This is a genomic window from Thiohalocapsa marina (assembly GCF_008632335.1).
GTDB classification, from domain to species: domain Bacteria; phylum Pseudomonadota; class Gammaproteobacteria; order Chromatiales; family Chromatiaceae; genus Thiohalocapsa; species Thiohalocapsa marina.
Genome location: NZ_VWXX01000039.1, coordinates 14,059 through 37,725 on the forward strand (window position 1 = coordinate 14,059; position 23,667 = coordinate 37,725).

At 68.6% G+C, this 23,667-nt stretch carries 23 protein-coding genes; 9 read left to right on the forward strand and 14 right to left on the reverse strand.

Features of this window, described 5'->3' with window-relative positions; genetic code table 11:
* The first annotated feature begins 3 nt into the window (after nucleotides 1–3).
* The 6 genes from ccmD (at nucleotide 4) to ccmI (ending at nucleotide 5,263) form a co-directional block, all read left to right on the forward strand.
* Complete coding sequence (gene ccmD / locus F2Q65_RS16960; RefSeq protein WP_246156308.1) at nucleotides 4–216, forward strand: heme exporter protein CcmD; 213 nt, start codon at nucleotides 4–6, stop codon at nucleotides 214–216.
* Complete coding sequence (gene ccmE, locus F2Q65_RS16965; RefSeq protein ID WP_150094596.1) at nucleotides 213–695, forward strand: cytochrome c maturation protein CcmE; 483 nt, start codon at nucleotides 213–215, stop codon at nucleotides 693–695. The genes ccmD and ccmE overlap by 4 nt, the downstream gene beginning before the upstream one ends.
* On the forward strand, nucleotides 692–2,683 hold the full coding sequence (locus F2Q65_RS16970) for a heme lyase CcmF/NrfE family subunit (RefSeq protein ID WP_150094597.1): 1,992 nt from the start codon (nucleotides 692–694) through the stop codon (nucleotides 2,681–2,683). The genes ccmE and F2Q65_RS16970 overlap by 4 nt, the downstream gene beginning before the upstream one ends.
* 18 nt (nucleotides 2,684–2,701) lie before the next feature.
* Complete coding sequence (locus F2Q65_RS16975; protein ID WP_150094598.1) at nucleotides 2,702–3,262, forward strand: DsbE family thiol:disulfide interchange protein; 561 nt, start codon at nucleotides 2,702–2,704, stop codon at nucleotides 3,260–3,262.
* 130 nt (nucleotides 3,263–3,392) lie between these two features.
* Nucleotides 3,393–3,869 (forward strand): cytochrome c-type biogenesis protein, encoded by a 477-nt coding sequence (locus F2Q65_RS16980; RefSeq protein WP_246156315.1) that lies wholly within the window; start codon nucleotides 3,393–3,395, stop codon nucleotides 3,867–3,869.
* Nucleotides 3,866–5,263: a c-type cytochrome biogenesis protein CcmI gene (ccmI, locus tag F2Q65_RS16985; RefSeq protein ID WP_150094600.1), complete on the forward strand. Its 1,398-nt coding sequence runs from the start codon at nucleotides 3,866–3,868 to the stop codon at nucleotides 5,261–5,263. Before F2Q65_RS16980 ends, ccmI begins: the two co-directional genes overlap by 4 nt.
* A gap of 103 nt (nucleotides 5,264–5,366) precedes the next feature.
* On the opposite strand, the gene F2Q65_RS16990 is transcribed toward ccmI, so the two are convergent.
* The 12 genes from F2Q65_RS16990 to moaA form a co-directional block, all read right to left on the reverse strand.
* A complete protein-coding gene (locus F2Q65_RS16990; protein WP_246156310.1) occupies nucleotides 5,367–6,284 on the reverse strand; it encodes an EamA family transporter in 918 nt (305 codons plus the stop codon).
* Nucleotides 6,285–6,293: 9 nt separating this feature from the next.
* Nucleotides 6,294–7,676 (reverse strand): hypothetical protein, encoded by a 1,383-nt coding sequence (locus tag F2Q65_RS16995; protein WP_150094601.1) that lies wholly within the window; start codon nucleotides 7,674–7,676, stop codon nucleotides 6,294–6,296.
* Between the two features lie 32 nt (nucleotides 7,677–7,708).
* The gene (locus F2Q65_RS17000; RefSeq protein WP_150094602.1) at nucleotides 7,709–8,353 is read right to left on the reverse strand and encodes an ABC-type transport auxiliary lipoprotein family protein; all 645 of its coding nucleotides are present in this window, start codon (nucleotides 8,351–8,353) and stop codon (nucleotides 7,709–7,711) included.
* Nucleotides 8,338–9,447: an MlaD family protein gene (locus F2Q65_RS17005; RefSeq protein WP_246156312.1), complete on the reverse strand. Its 1,110-nt coding sequence runs from the start codon at nucleotides 9,445–9,447 to the stop codon at nucleotides 8,338–8,340. Before F2Q65_RS17005 ends, F2Q65_RS17000 begins: the two co-directional genes overlap by 16 nt.
* Nucleotides 9,444–10,172 (reverse strand): ABC transporter ATP-binding protein, encoded by a 729-nt coding sequence (locus F2Q65_RS17010; protein ID WP_246156313.1) that lies wholly within the window; start codon nucleotides 10,170–10,172, stop codon nucleotides 9,444–9,446. The genes F2Q65_RS17005 and F2Q65_RS17010 overlap by 4 nt, the downstream gene beginning before the upstream one ends.
* A gap of 23 nt (nucleotides 10,173–10,195) precedes the next feature.
* Complete coding sequence (locus F2Q65_RS17015) at nucleotides 10,196–10,981, reverse strand: MlaE family ABC transporter permease (protein WP_246156314.1); 786 nt, start codon at nucleotides 10,979–10,981, stop codon at nucleotides 10,196–10,198.
* 51 nt (nucleotides 10,982–11,032) lie between these two features.
* Nucleotides 11,033–12,616, reverse strand: coding sequence for a bifunctional GNAT family N-acetyltransferase/carbon-nitrogen hydrolase family protein (locus F2Q65_RS17020; protein ID WP_150094605.1), 1,584 nt, complete (start codon nucleotides 12,614–12,616; stop codon nucleotides 11,033–11,035).
* Nucleotides 12,617–12,791: 175 nt separating this feature from the next.
* Nucleotides 12,792–13,472, reverse strand: coding sequence for a hypothetical protein (locus F2Q65_RS17025; RefSeq protein WP_150094606.1), 681 nt, complete (start codon nucleotides 13,470–13,472; stop codon nucleotides 12,792–12,794).
* Entirely contained in the window at nucleotides 13,469–14,365 is an 897-nt protein-coding gene (locus F2Q65_RS17030) for an NAD(P)-dependent oxidoreductase (protein WP_150094607.1), read from the reverse strand. The genes F2Q65_RS17025 and F2Q65_RS17030 overlap by 4 nt, the downstream gene beginning before the upstream one ends.
* Complete coding sequence (gene aroE / locus F2Q65_RS17035; protein WP_150094608.1) at nucleotides 14,362–15,198, reverse strand: shikimate dehydrogenase; 837 nt, start codon at nucleotides 15,196–15,198, stop codon at nucleotides 14,362–14,364. Before aroE ends, F2Q65_RS17030 begins: the two co-directional genes overlap by 4 nt.
* Nucleotides 15,199–15,213: 15 nt before the next feature.
* Complete coding sequence (hemB, locus tag F2Q65_RS17040; protein WP_150094609.1) at nucleotides 15,214–16,236, reverse strand: porphobilinogen synthase; 1,023 nt, start codon at nucleotides 16,234–16,236, stop codon at nucleotides 15,214–15,216.
* Between the two features lie 181 nt (nucleotides 16,237–16,417).
* Nucleotides 16,418–17,500: a GTP 3',8-cyclase MoaA gene (gene moaA, locus F2Q65_RS17045; protein ID WP_150094610.1), complete on the reverse strand. Its 1,083-nt coding sequence runs from the start codon at nucleotides 17,498–17,500 to the stop codon at nucleotides 16,418–16,420.
* A gap of 91 nt (nucleotides 17,501–17,591) precedes the next feature.
* On the opposite strand from moaA, the gene F2Q65_RS17050 reads away from it, so the two are divergent.
* A complete protein-coding gene (locus tag F2Q65_RS17050; RefSeq protein WP_150094611.1) occupies nucleotides 17,592–18,020 on the forward strand; it encodes a thioredoxin family protein in 429 nt (142 codons plus the stop codon).
* Between the two features lie 20 nt (nucleotides 18,021–18,040).
* On the forward strand, nucleotides 18,041–19,804 hold the full coding sequence (locus tag F2Q65_RS17055) for a SufS family cysteine desulfurase (RefSeq protein WP_150094612.1): 1,764 nt from the start codon (nucleotides 18,041–18,043) through the stop codon (nucleotides 19,802–19,804).
* Here F2Q65_RS17055 and F2Q65_RS17060 read toward each other — a convergent pair.
* Nucleotides 19,777–20,475 carry a CoA pyrophosphatase gene (locus F2Q65_RS17060; protein WP_150094613.1) on the reverse strand — a complete coding sequence of 233 codons (699 nt, stop codon included), beginning with the start codon at nucleotides 20,473–20,475 and terminating at the stop codon, nucleotides 19,777–19,779. The two genes, F2Q65_RS17055 and F2Q65_RS17060, sit on opposite strands and share 28 nt — an antisense overlap.
* Before the next feature lie 62 nt (nucleotides 20,476–20,537).
* Nucleotides 20,538–22,310 carry a 2-isopropylmalate synthase gene (locus F2Q65_RS17065; RefSeq protein WP_150094614.1) on the reverse strand — a complete coding sequence of 591 codons (1,773 nt, stop codon included), beginning with the start codon at nucleotides 22,308–22,310 and terminating at the stop codon, nucleotides 20,538–20,540.
* A 682-nt stretch (nucleotides 22,311–22,992) separates the two neighbouring features.
* Between F2Q65_RS17065 and F2Q65_RS17070 the strand changes: the two genes are divergently transcribed.
* Nucleotides 22,993–23,454 carry an Lrp/AsnC family transcriptional regulator gene (locus F2Q65_RS17070; RefSeq protein WP_150094615.1) on the forward strand — a complete coding sequence of 154 codons (462 nt, stop codon included), beginning with the start codon at nucleotides 22,993–22,995 and terminating at the stop codon, nucleotides 23,452–23,454.
* Nucleotides 23,455–23,667 lie beyond the last annotated feature (213 nt).

Sequence of the window (23,667 nt, forward strand, 5' to 3'; positions counted from 1 at the left end):
GTGATGAATTTCCTGCAACAGGGTGGTTTCGGCTTCTATGTCTGGGCCTCTTTCGGCGTCACCTTCGCCCTGATGATCGCCGAAGTGGTGCAATTGGGCCGCAACCGTCGAACCATTTTGGCCCGCGTTGGTCGATTATCTCGTCTGCGCGGTCAGCGCGCCGATGCCGGCAGCCATCGCAGGCATGCATCCGAGTCTTCAGGAGGTCAAGCTTGAAAGCACGACAGAAACGCCTCGTCTTCGTCGGTCTCGCCGTCGTCGGCGTCGGTGCCGCGGCCACTCTGGCCCTGAGCGCCCTGCAGAGCAACATCGCCTATTTCTTCAGCCCGACTCAGGTGCTGGCAAACGAGCACCCCGGCGACGCCGTGTTCCGCGTCGGCGGCCTGGTGGTGGACGACACCCTGAAGCGCCAGCAGGACGGGCTGACGGTGCGATTCGACGTCACCGACAACGCCGCCACCGTGCCGGTGAGCTACACCGGCATCCTGCCGGACCTGTTCGGCGAGGGACAGGGTGTGGTGGCCAAGGGCCGCATCGGCAACGACGGCGTCTTCTACGCCGAAGAGGTATTGGCCAAGCATGACGAGTCCTACATGCCGCCGGAGGTGGCCGACACCCTGCAGACCGCCCATGTCGATGGCGTCATCGATGCCACCACCCGCAGCCTGAGCCAGACCGAGGGCGCTGGTCGATGATCCCGGAGCTGGGCCATGTGGCGCTGATCCTGGCGCTGGTCATCGCCGTCATCCAGGCCACCTTCCCGCTGGTGGGTTCTCTGGCCGGCGGCAGCGGCAACCGCAACTGGATGAACATGGCCAGGCCACTGGCCTACGGCCAGTTCACCCTGCTGCTGATCGCCTTTGCCTGCCTGACGCAGGCCTTCCTCACCAGCGACTTCTCCGTGCTGTACGTCGCCTCCCATTCCAACACGCTGCTGCCGACCCTCTACAAGGTCTCGGCGGTCTGGGGTGGCCACGAGGGTTCGCTGCTGCTCTGGGTGCTGTTCATGGCCGCCTGGGGCGCGGCGGTGGCGGCCTTCAGCAGGAACCTGCCGCTAGCGGTGGTGTCGCGGGTGATCGCGGTGCAGGGCATGATCGCCATCGGCTTCCTGCTGTTCATGCTGCTGACATCCAATCCGTTCGAGCGCCTGTTCCCGGTGCCGGTGGAGGGGCGCGACCTCAATCCGCTGCTGCAGGACTTCGGCCTCGCCATTCACCCGCCGATGCTATACATGGGCTATGTCGGCTTCTCCGTGGCGTTTGCCTTCGCCATCGCCGCCCTCATCGGCGGCAAGCTCGACGCCGCCTGGGCGCGCTGGTCGCGGCCCTGGACCACGGTGGCCTGGGTCTTCCTCACCATTGGCATCGCGCTGGGCTCCTGGTGGGCCTACTACGAGCTGGGCTGGGGCGGCTGGTGGTTCTGGGACCCGGTGGAGAACGCCTCGCTGATGCCCTGGCTGGTGGGCACCGCGCTGATCCATTCACTGGCGGTGACCGAAAAGCGCGGCGCCTTCAAGAGCTGGACCGTGCTGCTGGCCATCTCCGCCTTCTCGCTGAGCCTGCTCGGCACCTTCCTGGTGCGCTCCGGCGTACTCACCTCGGTGCATGCCTTCGCCACCGACCCCGAGCGTGGCCTGTTCATCCTGATCTTCCTCTGCGTGGTCATCGGCGGCTCGCTGGCGCTGTATGCCTGGCGCGCGCCGGAGGTATCCGAGGGCGGCCGCTTCGATCTGCTCTCGCGCGAGAGCGCGCTGCTGGCCAACAACCTGCTGTTCGTGGCCTTTACCGTGCTGGTGCTGTTCGGCACCCTGGCGCCGCTGATCTACGAGGCCTTCAACTGGGGCAAGATCTCCGTCGGCTTCCCCTGGTTCAACCAGATGTTCCTGGCCTTGTCGCCGTTCCTTGCGCTGCTGCTGGGATTCGGCCCGGCCATGCGCTGGAAGCATGACGAGCCGATGCGCATCCTGCGCATGCTGTGGCTGGCCTTCGCGCTGAGCGTGGTGGTGCTCGCCGTGCTGGCGCTGCCGATGTTCGGCGCCCGCACCCTGTGGGTGCCGGTGGGCATCGCCCTGGCCGCCTGGCTGCTGTTCTCCCATGTCGCCATCGTGCGCGAGCGGCTGAAGAACAAGCGCGGGCTGGCCGCCTGGGTTGCGGACATGCGCGGCAGCGGCCGCAGCTTCTACGGCATGGTCACGGCCCATGTGGGCGTGGCCCTGTTCGTGGTCGGCGTCACCATGGTGTCCAACTTCCAGATGGAGGAGGACGTGCGCATGTCGCCGGGCGACAGCTACGAGATGGCCGGCTACCGCTTCCAGTTCCTGGGCGCGGAGAAGGCCCCTGGTCCGAACTACCAGGCCGATCGCGGCCACTTCCGGGTGTTCCGCGGTGATCGGCAGATCACCGAGCTGTTCCCGGAGAAGCGGGCCTACCTTGGCGGCGGCATGCCGATGACCGAGGCGGCCATCGACCCTGGCCTGTTCCGCGATGTCTACGTCTCGCTGGGCGAGCCCGTGGGCGGTGGCGACTGGGCCTTGCGCCTGTACTACAAGCCCTTCGTGCGCTGGATCTGGCTCGGCTCGATCTTCATGGCGCTCGGCGGGCTGCTGGCCGTGACCGACCCGCGCTACCGCACCGGCCGCGTGCGTGCCCGGGCACCGGCGCATGCGGCCGCTGCACGGGCCTGAGGAGAGGAAAACACCGTCATGACATCATCCACATCCCCGCGGCGGCGGCTCGCTGTCGCCTTGGTGCCCATGGCGCTGTTCGTCGCGCTGGTGGCCCTGCTGGTGTTCGGTCTCGGCAACGATCCGCGCAAGGTGCCCTCGCCGCTGGTGGGCAAGCCGGTGCCGGAGTTCCGCCTGCCGGAACTCACCGACCCCAGCCGCAGCGTCACCGATGAGGACCTCAGGGGCCGCATCTCGCTGGTCAACGTCTGGGCCTCCTGGTGCAACTCCTGCCGCGCCGAGCATCAGGCCCTGATGGCACTGTCGGAGTCGCCGGACTTCCAGATCGTCGGTCTGAACTGGAAGGACGACGCCGGCGACGCTAACCGCGTGCTGCGTATGACCGGCAATCCCTACGACATGAACGGCTATGATCCGGACAACACCGTGGGCATCCACTGGGGTGTCTACGGCGCGCCGGAGACCTTCGTCGTGGATCACAACGGCATCATCCGCCACAAGCACATCGGCCCCATCGACCGCACCGTCTGGGAAGAGACCCTTCAGCCGCTCATCGCGCAGCTGAAGGCCGAGCAGTAACAGGTTCGTCATGCCATCACCGACCCATCCGATCCGGAGCAGGGGCCCGTCCGGGGTGCCTGCCCGCCCGACAATTCGGCCCGCCGCATCCCGGCTTTCTCATCGGTTCGCATTCAGGCCTCCATTCTGGCTGAGACACGCGCTGCTGGCGCTGCTGCTGCTCGGCGGCATTGCAGCCCAGGCCTACACCCTGGAGGAGTTCACCTTCGACAGCCCGGAACAGCAGGCGGAGTTCCGCGAACTGATCGGCAAGCTCCGCTGCCTGGTATGCCAGAACGAGTCCCTGGCCGGCTCACAGGCCGAGCTGGCGCAGGATCTGCGCAACGAGGTCTACCGCATGATGCGGGCCGGCCAGACCCAGGACGAGATCCTGGACTTCCTGATCGCCCGCTACGGCGACTTCGTGCTCTACGAGCCGCCGCTGAAGCCCTCCACCTATGTGCTCTGGTTCGGCCCCTTCGTGCTCATCGGCATCGGCGCCGTGTTCATGGTGCGCGCGCTGCTGCGCAAGAAGGCGACCCCTGAGTCCGACATCACCGACGCGGAGCGTAAACGCCTGCAGGAACTGCTGGCCGCTGACGGCGGCAACACGGAAAAATCCTCATGACCATCTTCTGGATCCTCGCCGCCGGGCTCACGGGCCTGGCGGTCTTGTTCGTGGTCGCGCCCCTGCTGCAGTCCACCGACAACGACGCCGGCACTGACGACGATATCGATCTCGCGCAGGTGAACCTGGCGCTGTTCAAGCAGCAACTGGCGGAGCTCGACGGCGACCTGGCCAGCGGCAAGCTGGATCAGACCCAGTACGATGCCGCCCGACACGACCTGGAGCGCGAAGCACTGCAGAACCTGCCCCCGGATACGGGCGCCCGGAACGCCGCTGCGCAGGACAATGCCGCACAGGACTTCGCACCGCGGCCCGGCGCATCCCGCCTGCCCGGCCCGCGCGCCACCGCCCTGGCACTGCTGGTGGCGGTGCCGCTGTCGGCGTTCAGCTTCTATCTGGCCGTGGGCAACCAGCAGATCATCCCGCAGATCGAGGCCGCGGCCCGCGCCGGCGGGTCGGGCCAGGGGCACGCCGGCGGGGCCGGCATGCCGTCGCTGGAGGTGCTGGTGGCACGGCTCGAGGATCGCATGCAGCAGACCCCGGACGACGCTGAGGGCTGGGTCATGCTCGGGCGCACCTACTTCTCCATCGGCGACACCGCCAAGGCCGAGGGCGCCCTGGCGCGTGCCTATGCCCTGCTGCCCACCGACACCCAGGTCGTCCTGACCTACGCCGAGGCCGTGGCGGCCAACAACGGCAACAACCTGCAGGGCCGGCCAGCGGAGCTGATCGCCGAGGCCCTGGCGCTGGAACCGGACAATCCCACCGCCCAGTGGCTGTCCGGCATGGGCGCCTTCCAGCGCGGCCAGTACAATGCCGCCGCCGCGGTCTGGAAGAAGTCCCTGGGCCAGCTCGACCCCCAGGGCGAGGATGCGGCCGAACTGCGGCAGCTCATCGCCGCCGCCGAAGAGCGTGCCGGTGTGCCGCCACAGATGCGCACGGGCGCAACCGATGACACCGGCGCCGAAGCCGACCTTGCGACTGGCACAACGGCCAAAGCATCCGCCGCGGCGCCTGTCGAGGCACAGGCCACGACGACCCCGGCCGCTGCAGGCCTGGTGGTCAATGTCTCCCTGGCGCCGGAACTGCAGCAGGGGCTGGATCCCCGGGCCACGGTCTTCGTCTACGCCAAGGCCGCCGCAGGCCCGCCGATGCCGCTGGCCGCCCAGCGCATCACCGTCGCCGACCTGCCCGCCACCCTGCGGCTGGACGACAGCATGGCGATGGCACCGGCCATGACGCTGTCGCTCTTCCCCCAAGTCGTCGTCGGCGCCCGCGTCTCTCCCAGCGGACAGGCCACGCCCCAGCCTGGCGACCTGGAAGGCGACGCCGGCCCGGTCGCCAACACCAGCACCGACACGGTACTGGTCCGCATCGACCGGGTCCGCCCCTGAATACAGCAACGGCCCATTTCATTCGGTGACGGCATACTAAATTTTGCGAGGTTCACGGCACCCTTGGCGGTACCGGTCTTTTCGACCAGAGGTACGGTCATCCTCAGCCCCGGGCCAGCAGAACCAGCCCCGCCAGCATGACCAGGCTGCCGGCCAGCCGAGCCAGAAGATGGCCCTCGCCGTAGACCCAGCGCCCCAGCAGCACCGAGAACAGACCGGCGGAACGCTTGACCGCCATGGCGTAGGAGGCCAGGGTCAGGCTTAGGGCGATCTGGTCGGCGATGCGCATCAACGCGAACAGCAGCCCGAGCAGCAGCAGGGGCCCGGCCTCCTGGCGCAGCCGCGGCGTGAAGGCCTCGCGGTAGAAGCGCCGATCCTGCAGGCTGAACAGCAGGAACAGGATCACCGGATTCACCATCGCCACCATCACCGCGAACGACAGCGGATCGCTCATCTGGATGCCAACCCGCCCCAGGGTGGCGGCGGCGGCGAAGCAGAAGGCCGCGACCAGCGTGAACGCGCTGCCCGGATCCGTGACCAGCCGTCGCAACGGCGCCCAGAACGCGGTCTGCTCCCGGCGGATGCTGAGCACGTAGGCCCCGGTCATCAGCAGCCCCAGCCCCAACAGGCCCAGGAGACCCGGCAGGTCACCGATCAGCACCCATTCGATAAGCACGACGAAGCCCGGTGTCAGCGTCATTACCGGGCCGACCAGCGACACGTCGCTGCGATGGATGCCGACGTTCAGCGCCCATCCCCCGAGCCCTGAGATCAGCCCGCCCAGCAGTACCGCGCCGACATACACCGGCTGGTGCAGCGGAAAGTCGTGATGCCACAGGATCAGCGGCAGGGTCACCACCAGCCCGGCCAGATTCACGTACAGGGTCAGCGCACGCGCCGAGAAGCGGAAGCTCAGATGCTTGGTGACCGTGAGCCGGGAGGCGTGAAAGAAGGCCGACAGCAGTGAGAAGACGAACCAGAACGGGGCCAAGGCGGCCAGATCCAGCGCCGGAAGACCCACGGGCGCGCCTCAGACCCAGCCCCGGGTGAAATCGGCGAGCTGCCGCACCGGCGCCGGCGGCGCTCCCGGCATCCCCGCCAGCCAGGACGCCAGGGCGTCGCGGTTGTGCTGCGCGAAGGCCCGCTGGAAGTCGGCCCGCAGACGCCACTGGGCCTCGCTGAAGCGGCCACACCCGCGTAGCACGCGCACACTGGGCACGCCGTCCAGCGCCAGTAACCCGGCCCCGCCGACACCGGAGAACAGCTTGGTCTGGATGCCCAGCCAGACCTCCGGGGCGTCGATCAGCGACGCCAGCGGGCCGTTGCGCCCGGGCGCATGCAGGTTCAGCGCATAACAGGGCTGGTTCAAGGTCATGCAATGCTGCCGCGCAGCGGCACTGCCGCGGCGCAACCGGTCAAGCTGCGCCGGCTCCAGGTCGCGCAGACCCCGCGCCAGCACCCCCAGGCCGTCGCAGACCGCGCGGGGCAGACCCAGCGAACGGACGCGGGCGTCGATCTGCGGCACCGGCAACAGCCGGTGTCGGTGCCAGGGCCGTGGCGGCGTGCGTTCACCGGTGAAGGCCTCCAGCAGATCCGCGGACAGCCCCTCGAGACACCGGTGCAGCCGGCGCACCAAGCCCTCGAACGCCGGCGACCCCAGCACCGCCCAGCCGGGCAGGCCGATCACGCAGCCGAGCCCGTGCGCGCCCGGTGCGGTATTGCCGTCTGTCGGGGCCAGCAGCCGGCCCCCGACGGCCACCAGGTCCAGCTCAGCGACGCGGGCCGCAACGAGCCGGGCGCCGAGGAATGCCAGCGGGTCCAGCAATTGCCGGCGCAGGCGCCCGTCGTGCACGTCGCTGAGCCGGCCGGGGCGACGCAAGGCCGCCAGTTCGGCCTCGGTCCAGTACAGCAGATGCAGGTGGAACTGCTTGGCGGCCTGCACGCTTTCGCGGTCACGGGTGCCGGGGTCGCAGTTCAGCGCCAGATGCAGCTGGCCCTGCTCCAGCCCGAAGGTCTGCTGCTGCGCCGGCGCGGAGACGAAGCGCACGAACTCCAGGCCGCTGCGCCAGAGGGCCTGGGCGGTCACCGGCGCCACGTCCACCGGCGAGGGCTTGTCGTGGTCCGACGCCTCGCTCAGCATCAGGTCGAACTGCGCATGGGGCAGCGCCTTGTCCACCAGCACCAGCCGGTCGCCCGGCCCGTTACCGTCCGTGCCCCCGACCCCGTCCAGCAGCCGATGGATGATCCGGCGATGGAAGCGGGCCATCGGCGTCGGCGCATTGCGCTCCGGCGGCGTCAGGTCGAACCCCGCGGGCAGCCCCGGCACCCGCACCCGGTCCCAGGCAATGGGCAGATCCGCCGCCGCGGGCGGAATCAGCGCCGCGAACGGGTCATGCGCGGGACGGGATCGCATCGGGGGACAAACCGGTGGCGGCATCGAGGGGCTCAGCGGAACCGCTCCGGCGGCAGCGCCTGCACGTCCCGGATGGCCTGCTCGATCAGCCGACCGGTGAGACGGTCGAAGGCGGCGACCATGGCCTCTGGTGTGGTCCGCCCGTCCGCCCCATTGGTGGTGGGCTCGAAACCGGCGTAGCTGTTCGATGCCAGTAGCCCGCGACCGCGGGCCTGGATCAGCGCCAGGGAGAATTCCACGCTGACCCCAGGCGGCTGGTCCGTCGGCCGGTGCTCGAAGCGGGTGAGTTCGCCGCTGAGCAGGAAGTCGGCCCGTGCCGGATCACCGGCGACGATCACGTGCTGGAACACCCGTCCGGCGCGCAGGGCGGCAACCAGGGCGTCGGCGATGGCCGATGCCGGCGGCGACTCCCACAGCAGCTCGTCGTAGCGCTGCACCCGCAACGGCTGCTGCTGCGTGCGATAGACGATGCGCGTGCCGCCGGCGAAGCCCCGCGCCGCCAACGGGCTGACCCGCAGGATGCCCGGCACCGGCCGCGGGGCGGGCGACAGCGACACCTGCGGCTGCAGGTCGTAGTAGAGATCGCGCAGGCGCTCGCCGCCGCAGCCCGCCAGCAACAGGCCGCCGGCGGCGGTGACGGCCAGGACCGCCAGCAACCGTTTCAACGCTCGAACCATGGCGACGGCTCCCGTGGTGGTGTGCTCAGGATCAGCGACTTGGGATCCTGCCGCAGGTCGCCGGTGAGCGCCGACAGGTTGCGCGACGCGGTCTCGACATTGGCCAGGATCGGCGTCAGCGCCGCGGCCAGTTCCTGCAGCAGATACTGGGTGTCCGCCAGCGACGCGCGGATGTCCGGCTCGCTGCTGTTGACGATGCGGCGGATGTCGTCCGCCAGCGCGCTGTAGTTCTGCACCGCATCGCCGACATCGGCGCTGCGATCGGTCAGCGAATCGGACACCGTGGCCAGGTTGCCCGTGAGCTGCTCCACGGCGACCAGGATGGCGCGGATGCGTTGCGGGTCGATGCTCTGCTCGATGTCGCGGCTCAGCAGCTTCAGGTTTTCGAACACCTCCGCCAGGCCCTGCCGCAGGTCGGCGCCCTCCCCGGCCGCTGTATCGCCGCCCTGATCACGGCCGGGCCCGCCACCCAGCAACTGCTGCACCCGCTGCTGGATCTGCACCAGGGTCGGACGGATGGTCTGGTCGATGGTGGCCTGGGCCTGCTCCAGCGCCGCCAGCGCCTGGGCCACCACGTCCGGCTCCGGCGGCAGCGTGGCGATGCGGTCGTCGTCGCCGCCGAGCATCGCGCTGGCCAGGCCGGGATCGATGCGGATGACATTGCCCTTGAACAGCCCGGCGGAGACCAGCCGCGCGGTGCTGTCCGCCGGCACCGGCCAGTGCTCCAGGATGCGCAATCTGGCGCGAAAGCAGGGCAGCTCCGGCGCCCGCTGCACCGTGGCCGGCAGCGGCGGGCAGTCGGCGCGATCGGCGGCCCCGGCGAAGACCGGCTCCACCGCCAGCACCCGGCCGATGACGAAGCCGTCCTGCATCACGTCCATGCCCGGGTTCAGGCCCTCGGCATCGGCGAAGTAGGCGCGCAGGCCGTAGCCGCCGAACAGCCCCGGCGACAGCAGCGTCAGCACGGCCACCACCACGGCCAGCATGGCCAGCACGAAACTGCCGGCAACCATCAGGTCCATGCGCCGGCCACGGGCCCGGCGCTTGCCGGGGGCGCCGATCTCAGGCGGCGAGTACAGGCGTTCGAGTCTCAACCGGGGTTCCCCTCGATGACATAGCGCAAGTCGATCCGCTCCGGCAGTGCCTGGCGCAGGGTGTCCTGATCGCCCTCGAACAGGATGCGTCCGCGATCGAGCACGACGATGCGCGCCGACTCGCCGAGCCCCTGCATGACGCCGTTGTCGGTGGCAATGACCGCCAGTCCGCGCAGCTCCTGCTGCAGCCGCAGGATGGCGAAGATGTCGCGCACCGAGGCCGGGTCCAGGCCGTCGGTCAGGCCGTCCCACAGTAGCAGCCGCGGCTGGTGGATCAGCGCTCGCGCCAGTTCCACACGCCGACGCTGCCCCAGCGACAGCGAGCGCGGCTGGTGGTTCTCCATGCCGTCCAGCAGCAACTGGGTCATCACCAGGCGCGCCGCCCGCGCCATGGCCTCGCGGTCCATGGGCAGGGTCCGCAGGGGCAGCAGCAGGTTCTCCAGCACAGTCAGGCCGTCCAGCAGGGAGCCGCGCTGCATCACCACGCCCACCCGCCGCCGCAGGGCGGTCATCGCGGCCTCGTCAAGTTCGGCCAGATCCTGGCCGAACAACCGCACGGCGCCGGCAGAAGGCCTGTCCAGCCCGGCCATCAGCCGTGTCAGCAGGGTCTTGCCCGCGCCGTTGGGTCCGACCAGCAGCAGCACCTCGCCGCACTGCACCCGCAGCGACACGCCGTCCAGCGCGCAGTGGCTGCCGACATGCTGGAACACGTCGGTCAACTGCACCGCCGACTCCGATATCGGCGCAGCTACCATAACAGCGCGAACAGCAGATCGATCAGCAGGATGCTGGTGACGGCCCCCACCATGGTGCGGGTGGCGGCCTGGCCAATGCCCTCCGGATCGCGTCCGCCGGTGCTGCCGTTGACGGTGGCGATGAGCACGATGGCCAGCGCGAACACCAGCGGCTTGACGATGGCCTCCAGCAGATCCCCGGGGTCGATGGCCAGGCGCAGCGCGTCCGCCAGGTCAGACGGCGCCAGATCGGACACCGTCAGCAACCAGACGAAGGCGGTGCCCAGGGTCACCACGCTGCCCCAGACCGCGAACGCAAAGGACATCAGCAGCGCCGCCAGCAGTACCGGCGCGGTGGTGAAGGTGATCGGGTTCACGCCGCTGACCAGCAGCCCGTCCATCTGCCCGGTCACCACCAGCGTGGCCTGCTGCACCGCCAGTGCCACGCCGGCCCGGCCGGCCACCATAATGCCCACCAGCAGCGGGATCAACTCCATGATCACCGCGTAGCTGATGGACAGCAGCAGCAATGCCGGCAGGTTGAATTCGTCCACGATCGAGGCGGCCTGCCGCCCAAGGATGGCACCGGCAGCGGCGGTGACCAGGGTGATGGCCGGCAGGATGGACAGGCCCGACTGGCGCAACGCCCCCGCCAGCGCCGCCAGGTCGAGCTGCTGGCGACCCAGCACGACGTCGGCATAGTGCGCCAGGCACAGCCGCGCCGTCACCGCCGCCAGGCCGAGCCGTTCGAGCCAGCCCGCTGGACCGCGCCAGGGCGTTCCCGAGCGGCCGTCGGACACCCTCAGCCCACCCCGGTTGTCGCCGGTCGGCGGGCGCGCGGTCGGGGGCGGTCAGCGCTCATCGCGTGTCGCCAGCTCTTTCCAGACCGTGGTGTAGAGGTCATGGCGACGGTCCTTCAGGTTCTGCACCGTGCCCTCGTAGCGGGCCTCGCGCAGGGCCTCCAGGCGCAGGTCGGCAAAGGCGACGGTCTCCACATTGGGCGTGGTGTCGGCGGCGATGCCGTCGCGGGCGAAGGGGAAGTCGCAAGGGGTCAGGATGCAGCTCTGGGCGTACTGGATGTCCATGTTGGCCACGTTCGGCAGGTTGCCGCAGTTGCCGGACATGATCACGTAGCACTGGTTCTCCACCGCCCGTGCCTGGCAGCAGTAGCGCACCCGCAGATAGGACTGGCGCTCATCGGTGCAGAAGGGCACGAAGATCATGTTCGCCCCCTGGTCCACCAGATGCCGGGCCAGTTCCGGGAACTCGGAGTCGTAGCAGATGAGCACCCCGATGGGGCCGCAGTCGGTGTTGATGGCGGCCAGCTCGTTGCCGCCCTCGATGTTCCACCAGTAGACCTCGTTGGGCGTGGGATGGATCTTGGCCTGCTCGTGCACCTCGCCGTCGCGCAGGCAGACGTAACAGATGTTCTCCACCCGGCCGTTGGGCATCATGGTGGGATGTGCACCGCCGATGATGTTGATGTTGTAGCGCATCGCCATGTCGCGCAGGGCGGTCTTCAGCGGCTCGGTATAGCGCGTCAGGGCCTCGATGGCCTCGGCCGGGGACAGTTCCTGGTCCTCCATGGACAGCAACTGCAGCGTGAACAGCTCCGGAAAGACACAGAAGTCGGCGCGATAGTCGGCGGTGACGTCGACAAAGTAGCGCACCATGTCAAGAAACTCGTCGAAGGAGGTCACCCGGCGCTGCTGGTACTGCACCGTGGCCACGCGCACCGTCTCCATCAGCCGTCCGCCGTAGCTCTTGGCATGTACCGCCTCGGCCTCGTCCGGGGCCTGGGGATTGCGCCACAGCAGGTGGATGCCGTAGCCCAGCGACTGGCTGTCTTCGGACCAGTAGTTCGGCAGCAGGCCGATGACATTGAAGTCGTTGCGCAGCTGGAAGGTCAGCACCGGATCCTTTTCGCGCCCGGCCTCGACCTCGGCCACATAGGCCTCGATGCTGTCGTAGCGGGACAAGGCTGCGGCCAGGGTCGGCAGGCGGCCGCCGTAGACGATGCCCTTCAGTGCCCAGGCCTGGACCAGCTTCTTGCGCTCGTCGTAGAGCCGCTGACCGATGCGCAGGCCGCGGAATTCCGGGTCGACGCAGACCTCCATGCCGTACAGATAGTCGCCGTTGGGATCATGCCGCGTGGCATAGCCGCCGCCGGTGATCCAGGCCCAGGTGTGAGGCTTCAGCGCGACATCGCCGTTGACCACGAAGCTGGAGCAGAAGCCGATGATGCGCCCCTCGTACTCGGCGACGAACTGCCCCTCGGCGAAGGTGTTGATCTGCCCCCGCAGCATGGCCGCGGTGTAGCTGCTGACGCCGCTGCCCGCATAGGCGCGCTCGAACAGCTCCCGGATGGCGGGGATATCCCTCGGCGTGGCGTTTCGGACCACCAGCTTGGCGACGGTGGCGGCGGTGTTCGGCATGGCGGGCTCCAGGCTGACCAGAATCGGGCGGCAATCCACCGGGGACGCCGTCTGGGCATTTTGCCACCAGCGGCCTGGTTTGGGTTAGCTTGGGCTGGGCTTGGTGGACGGCGCTGCGCTTGTCCCTACCGGCTACTGGCTTGGTGGACGGCGCTGCGCTTGTCCACCTTACCGGCTACCGGTTGAGCGCGGTGCGTAGGGCGGTGAGGGCCTGTTCGGCGGTATCCGGCAGCAGGCCCGAGCCGCGCAGTTGCTGGCACAGGGCCGCGCCCTGTTCCAGCACGCTGGCCAGCTGGTCGGCATCGAAGATCTCGCAGGCGGCCTGCACCTCGGCGGGGGTGGCGCTGAGCAGGGCCGGGGCCAGTTCCTCGGGCCGGATCGGCGACTCCGGGTGCAGCAGATCGGCGATCAGGGGTTGACGCAGCAACCGGAAATGGATGGCGCGGGCCGCGGCCTCCTCGTCCAGCTCCTGCTGCGCCAGCGGGTCCGCGCCGGCATGCCGACGGACCGTCTGCATGATGACCTCGATGAGCCGCTCGATGGCCTGCAACGCCGGGCCCTGGTCCTCCGGCAGCCCGCAGGCCTGCTCGAAATGGCGCTCCAGGTCGGCCTTGAGCGTCAGCACCTGGTCGCTGCCGGCATCCGGCGGCAGATCCACCGCCCGCTGCAGCAACTGATGCAGGGCGTCGCGAAAGGCCTGCATCTCCTCATGGTCGGCCTTTTGCGCCGCCAGCAGCGCCTCCGGCTCGACGGACTCGGCCGACTCTGCGAGTTGGGCAAACAGCGGATTGCCGTGGCGGCGGCGCAGATGGCGCTCGCGCCGGCCGGGCCTGTGGGTGAACGGCAGCTCGATCATCCGCGGTCCCCCCTGGAAAGATCCCCGGCAAGATCCCTGGTCAGGGACTCGTACAGCGCGGAGTAGTCCGCCTCGCCCAGCCCTGCGGCCACGGCACGCTCCAGCGCGGCCTGGAGCGCGGCGAGGGTGGCGGCATCGAGGCCGGCGTCGTCGGCCACCCGCCGAAACAGCGCCACATCCTTGAGCAGATGCTTGAGGGGAAAGTTGGCCCCGTCGTACGCATGGCCCAGGTACTTGTCGAGCTTCTTGTCGAAGGTGGGCGCGTACAGCGCGCTCTGGCGCAGCAGCCCCATGAATTGCTCCACGTCGATGCCCTCCGCCCGCACCAGCCCCAGGCTCAGCGCGAAGCTCGCGGTGAGCCCGGCGATGAGCTGGTTCATGGCCAGCTTCAGCGCCGCGCCCTGCCCCACCTCGCCGACGCGCTGCGGCGCCCTCGACAGGGCCTCCAGCACCGGCAGGCAACGCTGGAACAGGTCCAGTTCGCCCCCGGCCATGACGATGAGATGGCCCTTGCGCGCCTCCGGCAGGCTGCCCAGCACCGGCGCCTCCAGGTACTCGCCACCGGCCCGGGCGACATGGGCGGCCAGGCTGCGGCTCTCGTTGGGTGCGATGGTGCCCATCTGCAGGATGATGCGACCGGACAGGTCCGGTGCCGCGGCGGCGTCCGGGAACAGCGTGGCGTTGATGGCGGCGGCATCGGCCAGCAGCAGCAGGATCAGGTCCGCGTCGGCGATGGCCGCCGCCGGGTCCGGCGCGAGCGGGATACCGGCAGCGGCCAGCGGGGCGGCCTTGTCCGCCGTGCGGTTCCAGACGCGGACGTCGAAGCGGTGATCCTGCAGCCGCAGCGCGATCTCGCGACCAAGCAGCCCGGTGCCGAGTATGGCCAGTCTCATGGTGTCCCTCCGCCGCGTAGCATCGCAATCACAGGCGCGGTATCCGGGCGCACGCCCCGCCACAGCAGAAATGACTCCGCCGCCTGCTCCACCAGCATGCCCAGGCCGTCCAGGATGCGGGCCGCGCCCCGGGCCGCGCCCCAGCGGCAGAACGGGGTCGGCACATCGCCGTAGAGCAGGTCGTAGATGCTGCCGCCGTCCGCCAGGCAATCGTCCGGGATCGCCGGCACGTCTCCCGCCAGGCCGCTGGAGGTGGCATTGATGATCAGGTCGAAGGCCTGACCGTCCAGGCCGTCGAGGCCGCTGCCGCGCACGTGGGCATCCGCCGTAAACCCCACGGCCAGTTCCGCCAGCTCCACGGCCTTGGCAGCGGTGCGGTTGGCGATCTGCAAGGCCGCGGGTCCCTGCTCCAGCAGCGGCTGCAGCACGCCGCGGGCCGCTCCGCCGGCGCCCAGCAGCAGCACCCGCCGCCCGGCGATGCCGATGCCGTGGTTCGACACCAGGTCGCGGACCAGGCCGACGCCATCGGTGTTGTCGCCCCGCAGCAGGCCGCCATCGCGTACCACGATGGTGTTCACGGCGCCGGCGGCCTCCGCCCGCGGGCTCAGATCCTCCAGCAACGCGAAGGCCTGCTCCTTGAACGGCACGGTCACGTTCAGGCCGCGACCGCCCTCGGCGACGAAGCGACGCACATCGCCGGCAAAGTCGTCGAGGTTACCGAGGATGCGGCCATAGTCCATGTGCTGCCGGGTCTGCCGCGCAAAGGCGGCATGGATCACCGGCGACTTGCTGTGGGCGATCGGATTGCCGATGACGGCGTAGTGGTCGGCCATGGGACTGTGCCCGCGCTAGCCCGCCTGGCCGTTGAGCCAGCGGGCGGCATCCCGGGCGTAGTAGGTCAGGATGCCGTCGGCGCCGGCGCGCTTGATGCTGGTCAGCGCCTCGAGCACCACCGCCTGCTCGTTCAGCCAGCCGTTCTGGCTGGCGGCCTTGAGCATGGCGTACTCGCCGCTGACCTGATAGACGAAGGTGGGCGCACCGAACTGGTCCTTGACCCGCCGCACGATGTCCAGATACGGCAGTCCCGGCTTGACCATCACCATGTCGGCCCCTTCCTGCAGGTCGAGCCCGACCTCGTGCAGGGCCTCGTTGGAATTGGCCGGATCCATCTGATAGGTGTACTTGTCGCCGCCGCCCAGGTTGGCCGCGGAACCCACCGCGTCGCGGAACGGGCCATAGAAACTGGAGGCGTATTTGGCGGCATAGGACATGATGCGGGTGTGGATGTGCCCGGCCGCCTCCAGCGCCTCGCGCACGGCGCCGATGCGACCATCCATCATGTCGGACGGCGCCACGATGTCGGCGCCAGCGTCCGCGTGGGACACCGCCTGCTTCACCAGCACCTCGACCGTCGCGTCGTTCATCACGTAGCCGCTGTCGTCGATGAGTCCGTCCTGGCCGTGGGTGGTGAACGGATCCAGCGCCACGTCTGTCATGACACCCAGTTCCGGCACGGCGTCCTTCAGGGCGCGCACGGCGCGCTGGGCCAGCCCGTCCGGGTTGAACGCCTCGCGGGCATCCAGCGACTTCGCCTCCATGGGCGTGACCGGGAACAGCGCCATGGCCGGCACCCCCAGCGATGCGATGTGGCGCGCCTCCTCCAGCAGCAGATCGATGCTCATGCGCTCCACGCCGGGCATGGAGGGGACCGGTTCGCGCTCACCCCGGCCCTCCAGCACGAAGACCGGGTAGATGAAATCGTCCGGGGTCAGGATGGTCTCGCGCATCATGCGACGGGAGAACGCATCGCGACGCATGCGGCGCATGCGGGTGTTGGGGTAAGCCGAGCGGTTGGTCAGGATCTGGGTCATGAGGGCTTCCGGGCAGGGTGCGATCGATGCTGACAAGATGCGAGCCCGGACACCGCCGCAGCGCGGCCGCCCCCGGGCAGAACAGGCCGGATACGATAACCCATGCGGCGCGCAGGCTCAAAGCGCACGCAGGGGCAGCCTTTCACATCTCAAACGTCGAGCTTGAAACCTCGAACTTGCATCACCCGCCGGTCTTGTTCATGGTGCGGAAGATCACCGGCTTGGCCTGCAGGTCGAAGCTGTGGCCCTCCGGCTTGATCTGCATGGCATCCACGATCGCATCGCGCAGGCGCGTGGTGTCGCCGGGGTGGGCGCGCATCACCGCGCGCAGGTCCAGCGAGTGCTCCTGCCCCAGACAGAGCAGCAGCAGGCCCTCGGCAGTCACCCGCACCCGGTTGCAGTCGCCGCAGAAATTGTGGCTGTGCGGCGAGATGAAGCCAACCCGGGTCTCGGAGCCGGGGATGCGATAGTAGCGGGCCGGACCGCCGGTGGACTCGGTGGTCGGCACCAGGGTCATCGCCGCGGCCAGTTCCGCCCGGATCCGCTCGCTGGGGTAGAAGGCCTCGGCCCGGTCATGGTCGCCGATGACGCCGAGGGGCATCTCCTCGATGAAGCTGATGTTGATGCCCCGGTCCATGGCGAAGCGCACCAGGTCGAGCACCTCGTCGTGGTTGCGCCCCTTCAGGACCACGACATTGAGCTTGATGCGCTCGAAACCGGCGGCCAGGGCGGCGTCGATGCCCTGCAGCACGCGGGCCAGGTCGCCGTTGCGGGTCATGGCCCGGAATCGCTCCGGCCGCAGGCTGTCCAGGCTGATGTTGATGCGACGCACCCCGGCGGCGCGGATGTCCCGGGCCAGTTCCGGCAGGCGGGCGCCGTTGGTGGTGATGACCAGCTCCATCAGTCCCGGCAGCGCGGTGATGCGGCGCATCAGGTCGACGGCGCCGGGGCGCACCAGGGGCTCGCCGCCGGTGAGACGGATCTTGCGCACCCCCAGCGCGACGAAGACAGCGGCCAGTTCCGCCAGTTCGTCCAGGCTCAGCACCTGCTCCCGCGGTGTGAAGCGCTGATCCTCTGCCATGCAGTAGACGCAGCGGAAGTTGCAGCGATCGGTCAGCGACAGGCGCAGATAGGTGATACGCCGGCCGAAGCGGTCGACCAGGGCCGACGGCCCTGCGGACGACTCGCCCTCACCGCCGTGCCAGGGGGGCGTGTCGGGCGACGCCTGCAAGGGTCGCGCGGTTTGCGATGCCGGGCCTTTCATCAACGAACCTCCGGGACGGGAACGGATACTGAATACCTCAGCATTTCTCTATAATACCGCCCTGACACGCAACTTCTACACAGAGCCAGTAATGTCTTTCGATAGCCATCAGCGCGACAGCCTGCACAGCTTTTCGGTGGATCAGGCGCAGTTCCAGCAGGCGGTGCTGGACGCATCGCACCAGCGGCCGATCCTGGTGGATTTCTGGGCCGACTGGTGCGCACCCTGCCATCAGCTGGCGCCGCATCTGCACCGGGTCATCGACGAACTGGACGGCCGCATCGGCCTGGCCAAGGTGGAGGTGGACGAGGGCGAGAACATGAAGCTGGCCGGGCACTACCGGCTGCGGGGCTTCCCCACCGTGATCCTGTTCCAGGCGGGCGAAGAGCGGGGCCGCTTCAGCGGCTCGCGCTCCAGTCCGCAGGTGCGCCACTGGCTAGAGGAACATCTTGACCGGGAGCAGCTCGATCAGCAACAGCTCGACTGGCCATTCACCACGCCGACCGACCCCCAGTCATGACACGCAGGCACACCGAACCGATGGCAGAGCCGACAGTACAGAAGACCCACCCAGAGGCGGCAGGTTCCGACGTGCCACATGACGCCATTCGCGGCGAATTCCCCATCCTGCAACGGCGGCCGGGGGAGTCGCCGCTGGTGTTCCTGGACAGCGCCGCCAGCACCCAGCAGCCGACAGCGGTGATCGAGGCCGTTGCGGACTATCACCGGCAGAGCCACGCCAACATCCACCGCGCCGTCTACCGGCTGTCGCAGACCGCCACCCGCCTGTACGAGGACGCGCGCATCGCCGTCGCCCGGCTGCTCAATGCCGCGGAACCGGCGGAGTGCCTGTTCACCCGGGGCACCACGGAATCCATCAACCTGGTGGCGGCGACCTGGGGCCGGGCCAACCTCCGGCCCGGCGACGAGATCATCCTGTCGGCGCTGGAGCATCACTCCAACATCGTCCCCTGGCAGATGGCGGCCCAGGCAACCGGCGCGCGCATCCGCGTCATCCCCATCAACGCTGCCGGCGAGCTGCTGCTCGATGACTACCACCGCCTGCTGTCGCCGCGCACCCGACTGGTGGCGGTGAACCACGTCTCCAATGCCCTGGGCACCATCAACCCGGTGCGCGAGATCATCGACGCAGCCCATGCCGCAGGTGCGCTGGCGCTGATCGACGGCGCGCAATGGATCGCCCATGGGCCCACCGACGTGCAGGCCCTGGACGCGGACTTCTACGCCTTCTCCGGGCACAAGCTGTACGGGCCCACCGGCATCGGCGTGCTCTACGGCAAGCGCCGGCTGCTGGAGGCCATGCCGCCGTACCAGGGCGGCGGCGACATGATCGAGCGGGTGACGTTCGAGCAGACCACCTATGCCGCCCTGCCCAACCGCTTCGAGGCCGGCACGCCCAACATCTCCGGCGCCGTGGGGCTGGCGGCGGCCATCCGCTGGGTGCAACAGATCGGCTTCGCGCGCATCGCCGCCCACGAACAGGACCTGCTGGACCATGCCACCGAGCGCCTGCGCCAGATCCCTGGCCTGCGGCTGGTGGGCACCGCGCAACGGAAAAGCGGCGTGCTGTCGTTCCTGCTGACGGATCCGCCCATGGCGCCGCTGGACATCGGCACCCGGCTCGACCTGCGCGGCATCTGCATCCGCACCGGCCACCATTGCTGCCAGCCGCTGATGCAGCGACTGGGCATCGGCGGCACCGCGCGCGCGTCGCTGGCCATCTACAATGACCGCCAGGACGTGGACCGCCTGGCCGAGGCCCTGGCCGACATGGCCGCGCAGGCGCGCCGAGGCGCGAGCACCGCCTCCACAGGCACCGACGACACCGCCGCGACCGCCTTCCCCACTGCGTCGGCGGAGTCACCGCAGGCCGCCGCCGACGACCTCGCCGAGGAGCTTGCGCTGCTGCCGGACTGGCCGATGCGCCACCAGTACCTGATCGACCTGGGTGAACAACTGCCCACCATGCCCGAGGCGCTGAAGACCGCCGCCAATACCGTGCATGGCTGCCAGAGCACGGTGCATCTGGCGGCGCGCCGGCAACCGGGCGCGGAGGAGCGGATCGAATTTCTCGCCGACAGCGACGCCAACATCGTGCGCGGCCTGATCGCGTTGTTGCAGCGGATCTACTCCGGCCAGCGGGCGGACGCGATCCTGGCGTTCGACATCGACGGGTTCTTTGCGCGCATCGAGCTGGCGGGCAACCTCAGCCTGTCACGGCGCAACGGCCTGGCGGCCATGGTGCAGCGCCTGCGTCAGCTGGCCGCCAGCGTGGTGGAATGACCGGGCCCGGGTTCGCCCGCTTCGGCCCCGTCCACACCAGCCAGCATCTGATACAGCGACATCAGGATGCCCGCGGTGGCACCCCAGATGAAGTACTGTCCATAGGGCATGGCATGGAAATGGCGCAGGCGACCCTGGATGGTGGTGCTGTGGCGCTGGTGGTTGGACGGGTCGAGGAAATGCGACAACGGCACCTCGAACACCTCGTCCACCTCGAAGGGATCCAGCCGCAGCTCGAACGGCGGATGCACCAGGCTCACCACCGGTGTGACGCGAAAGCCCGTGCCGGTGAGATAGTCCGGCAGTTCTCCCAGCCGTTCCACATGACGCCGGTGCAGGCCGATCTCCTCCTCGGTCTCGCGCAGCGCGGTGGCCACCGGCCCGCTGTCGTCGGCCTCGACGCAGCCACCCGGAAAGCTGATCTGGCCGGGGTGGTGGTGCAGATGCGCGCTACGACGGGTCAGCAGCACCGACGGCCCGGCAGGGTGCGCGACCACAGGCACCAGCACGGCGGCGGCGATGTGCCGGACGCCGGGGCCATCCAGGCCGGGCCAGTCCGCACCCGCAATCGAACCGGAGCCACCGGCTGCCGACCGCCTGCTGGCCGCTTGTGCGCCCGGCTGCAAGAAGGCCGCCCGCACCCGCGCCTCGCTCGCTAACGGGTCTGCCATCACCGCCGGCCGGTTCCTTTGCGTACCGGTGTCCCACGCCCTCTTCACGCCTTGTCTCCGTATCAGGCCCGGGCCGACGCGCGTCCGGGCGGTTGCTGATGCGCCTTCGGAACCGCCGTGCCGAAGCCGGCATCGGCGGTTCCCTGCTCGGCGCCGCGATTCAGCGCCGATAATACCGCCTTCAGCGACGCGGCCACGGTGTCGCGGTCGATGGCCGCGCCGGCCACCTGCACCCCGTCGACATCCAGCAACACATAGGCCGCGGCCTCGGCATCGGTACCGGCGCCGATGGCATGCTCCTGGTAGTCGATCACGTTCACCGGCTGTCCGCTGAACCGCCCCCAGGCATCGGCAAAGGCGGCGATGGCACCCTCGCCGTCACCGGTGATCCGGTACTCGGTCTGCCCGCCGTCGCCGCCGGCCGCGTCCGCCATGGCCACGCGCACCTCCAGCCGGTCGCGCCCGTTGCGGCTGAGCCGGTAGCCGCGCAGCTCGGCGGGCGCCCGGTCGCGCACGAAGTGCTGCAGGAACAGGCCGCGGATGGTCTCGGCGTCGATGATGCCGCCACGCTCCTCGCTGGCCCGCTGCACGATGGGCGCCAACGCCTGCTGCAGCCAGCGCGGCAGGCTAAGGCCGTATTCTCGCTCAAGCACGAAGGCGATGCCGCCCTTGCCGGACTGGCTGTTGACGCGGATCACCGCCTCGTAGCTGCGCCCGAGATCCGCCGGGTCGATGGGCAGATAGGCCACCCGCCAGGGCTCGCCGCGGTTGCTGTCCGCGCGCTGGTGCTTGAGCGACTTGTTGATCGCATCCTGATGGCTGCCGGAGAAGGCCGTGTAGACCAGTTCGCCAACCCAGGGATGACGCGGATGGCAGGCGATGCCGGTACATTCCTCCACCACGCCGATGATTGCGTCCGGCCGGCTCAGATCGAGCCCTGGATCGACGCCCTGACTGTACAGGTTCATGGCCAGGGTGACCATGTCCATGTTACCGGTGCGCTCGCCGTTGCCAAGCAGGGTGCCCTCCACGCGGTCGGCACCGGCCAGCAGACCCAGCTCCGCCGCCGCCACGGCCCCGCCGCGGTCGTTGTGCGTATGCAAGGAGACGATGACGCTGTCACGTCGGCCGCTGCGCTCCAGCGCACGACAGAACCCCTCCACCTGGTCGGCAAAGACATTGGGGCTCGCCGACTCCACCGTCGCCGGCAGGTTCAGGATGCAGGGACGCTCCGGCGTCGGCTGCCAGACATCCAGCACCGCGTTGCAGACCTCCACGGCATAGTCGGGCTCGGTCTGGGAGAAGCTCTCGGGCGAGTACTGGAAGGTCCAGTCGGTGCCGGGATACCGGGCCGCCTCGGCCGCAAGCAGCTCGGCGCCGCGCACGGCGATGGACTTGATGCCGGCGCGATCGGCGCCAAAGACCCATTCGCGCTGCACCGGTGACGTGGAATTGTAGACATGCACGATGGCCCGCGGCACGCCGTCCAGGGCCGCGAAGGTGCGCTGGATCAGGTCCTCGCGGGCCTGCACCAGCACCTGCACGGTGACGTCGTCCGGGATCTGCTGCTCCTCGATGAGCCAGCGCACGAAGTCGTAGTCCGGCTGGCTCGCCGACGGGAAGCCCACCTCGATCTCCTTGACGCCGATCTCCAGAAGCAGCGCCCACAGCCGGCGTTTTTGCGCGACGCTCATGGGCGAGCGCAACGCCTGGTTGCCATCGCGCAGATCGACGCTGGCCCAACGCGGGGCCTGCGTGATGATGCGGTCGGGCCATTGACGGTCCGGCAACTGGACGGCCGGGGCTCGATGATATTTGCGATGATCGTAAGGCATGGGAAAGTTTGAAGTTTGAAGTCAGGAACAAGAGGTCGGAGCCAAGAGGTGCGGAATAACAAGTCAGACGTCAGAAGTCAGGGGCCAGGGAGCGGGTCCGTGCTGGAGCCCGTCCCTGCCGCTGCCGATGGTCCGGGGTGCGGAACATCATGGATCGGGATGAGCGACTGAGACCGCGAGGCTGGCTTCGCCGTCTCGGCCGCACTGTTCGACCTTGTGGGTCTTACCCGGCTGCCGGCTTGTGGCCGACTGGGATAGAATGCACCATTCCCGCGCAAAGATGATTGCTAAGATGCCCATTAATTCGCTTTTACTGGCAATTATTCGTCTTTTTTAATCGTTTTCGCGCAAGATATTATCTACCAGCCACCAGCCGCCAGCCGCCAGCCGCCAGCCGCCAGCCGCCAGCCGCCAGCCGCCAGCCGCCAGCCGCCACGCTGGCCACGGCGGGCTCGAATTCAAACCGCAGAGGCACGGAGAACGCAGAGAACTCGCTGAGCACACAAAAAGAACCAGGCAAGACCCACTGGCTCACCTCCGCGCGCTCTGCGTCTTGCGGTTAACCGAGCCTCGGCAAAGGGCAACCGGATCATGCCTGCAGCCGCCACTCCCTGATTTCTCACTTCAAACTTCAAACTTCAAACTTCAAACTTCAAACTTCAAACTTCAAACTTCTAAAGCCATGCTCGACAACTACGACAAACGCATCCTCGAGATCCTGCAACAGGAAGGGCGCATCAGCAACCAGGAACTGGCCGATCGCATCGGCCTGTCGCCCTCCCCCTGCCTGCGACGGGTACGGGCGCTGGAAGAGAGCGGGATCATCGCCGGCTACCGGGCGATGCTGGACGCGAAGCGGCTGGGGCTGAACCTGATCGCCTTTCTCAGCATCTCCATGGACCGGCACACCCCGGAGCGTTTCGCCAACTTCGACGCCAGGGTCGCAGCCATGCCCGAGGTGCTGGAATGCTCGCTGATCACCGGTCGCGATGCCGACTATCAGCTCAAGGTGGTGGTACGCGACATGGAGGCCTACCAGGACCTGCTGCTGAACAAGCTCACCCGTATCGAAGGGGTCAGCGGCGTCCACTCCAGCTTCGTGCTGCGGCAGGTAGTGGAACGCACGGCCCTGCCAATTCAGTGACAGTTTACCCATCGCCGAGTTGATTGCACCCTCACCAAACGATCAGCTGGCGGGTAGCCAGCCGTCGAGCAACACCCCGTCTTCAATTGACCACTGACAGGCCTCTGGAAAATCGGCCAAGGAACGCGCCCAAAACAAGGTGAACACTGTAGGGCGGATAAGCGAAGCGCATCCGCCGTTGTGGCCTGTGGCGGATGCGCTTCGCTTATCCGC

What these genes read in the sequence shown, in the direction of transcription:
- ccmD (WP_246156308.1), top strand. Translation starts at nt 4, where the DNA reads ATGAATTTCCTGCAACAGGGTGGTTTCGGCTTCTATGTCTGGGCCTCT.
- F2Q65_RS16970 (WP_150094597.1), top strand. Translation starts at nt 692, where the DNA reads ATGATCCCGGAGCTGGGCCATGTGGCGCTGATCCTGGCGCTGGTCATC.
- F2Q65_RS16975 (WP_150094598.1), top strand. Translation starts at nt 2,702, where the DNA reads ATGACATCATCCACATCCCCGCGGCGGCGGCTCGCTGTCGCCTTGGTG.
- ccmI (WP_150094600.1), top strand. Translation starts at nt 3,866, where the DNA reads ATGACCATCTTCTGGATCCTCGCCGCCGGGCTCACGGGCCTGGCGGTC.
- F2Q65_RS16995 (WP_150094601.1), bottom strand. Translation starts at nt 7,676, where the DNA reads ATGCGATCCCGTCCCGCGCATGACCCGTTCGCGGCGCTGATTCCGCCC.
- F2Q65_RS17000 (WP_150094602.1), bottom strand. Translation starts at nt 8,353, where the DNA reads ATGGTTCGAGCGTTGAAACGGTTGCTGGCGGTCCTGGCCGTCACCGCC.
- F2Q65_RS17020 (WP_150094605.1), bottom strand. Translation starts at nt 12,616, where the DNA reads ATGCCGAACACCGCCGCCACCGTCGCCAAGCTGGTGGTCCGAAACGCC.
- F2Q65_RS17025 (WP_150094606.1), bottom strand. Translation starts at nt 13,472, where the DNA reads ATGATCGAGCTGCCGTTCACCCACAGGCCCGGCCGGCGCGAGCGCCAT.
- F2Q65_RS17030 (WP_150094607.1), bottom strand. Translation starts at nt 14,365, where the DNA reads ATGAGACTGGCCATACTCGGCACCGGGCTGCTTGGTCGCGAGATCGCG.
- aroE (WP_150094608.1), bottom strand. Translation starts at nt 15,198, where the DNA reads ATGGCCGACCACTACGCCGTCATCGGCAATCCGATCGCCCACAGCAAG.
- hemB (WP_150094609.1), bottom strand. Translation starts at nt 16,236, where the DNA reads ATGACCCAGATCCTGACCAACCGCTCGGCTTACCCCAACACCCGCATG.
- moaA (WP_150094610.1), bottom strand. Translation starts at nt 17,500, where the DNA reads ATGAAAGGCCCGGCATCGCAAACCGCGCGACCCTTGCAGGCGTCGCCC.
- F2Q65_RS17050 (WP_150094611.1), top strand. Translation starts at nt 17,592, where the DNA reads ATGTCTTTCGATAGCCATCAGCGCGACAGCCTGCACAGCTTTTCGGTG.
- F2Q65_RS17055 (WP_150094612.1), top strand. Translation starts at nt 18,041, where the DNA reads ATGGCAGAGCCGACAGTACAGAAGACCCACCCAGAGGCGGCAGGTTCC.
- F2Q65_RS17060 (WP_150094613.1), bottom strand. Translation starts at nt 20,475, where the DNA reads ATGGCAGACCCGTTAGCGAGCGAGGCGCGGGTGCGGGCGGCCTTCTTG.
- F2Q65_RS17065 (WP_150094614.1), bottom strand. Translation starts at nt 22,310, where the DNA reads ATGCCTTACGATCATCGCAAATATCATCGAGCCCCGGCCGTCCAGTTG.
- F2Q65_RS17070 (WP_150094615.1), top strand. Translation starts at nt 22,993, where the DNA reads ATGCTCGACAACTACGACAAACGCATCCTCGAGATCCTGCAACAGGAA.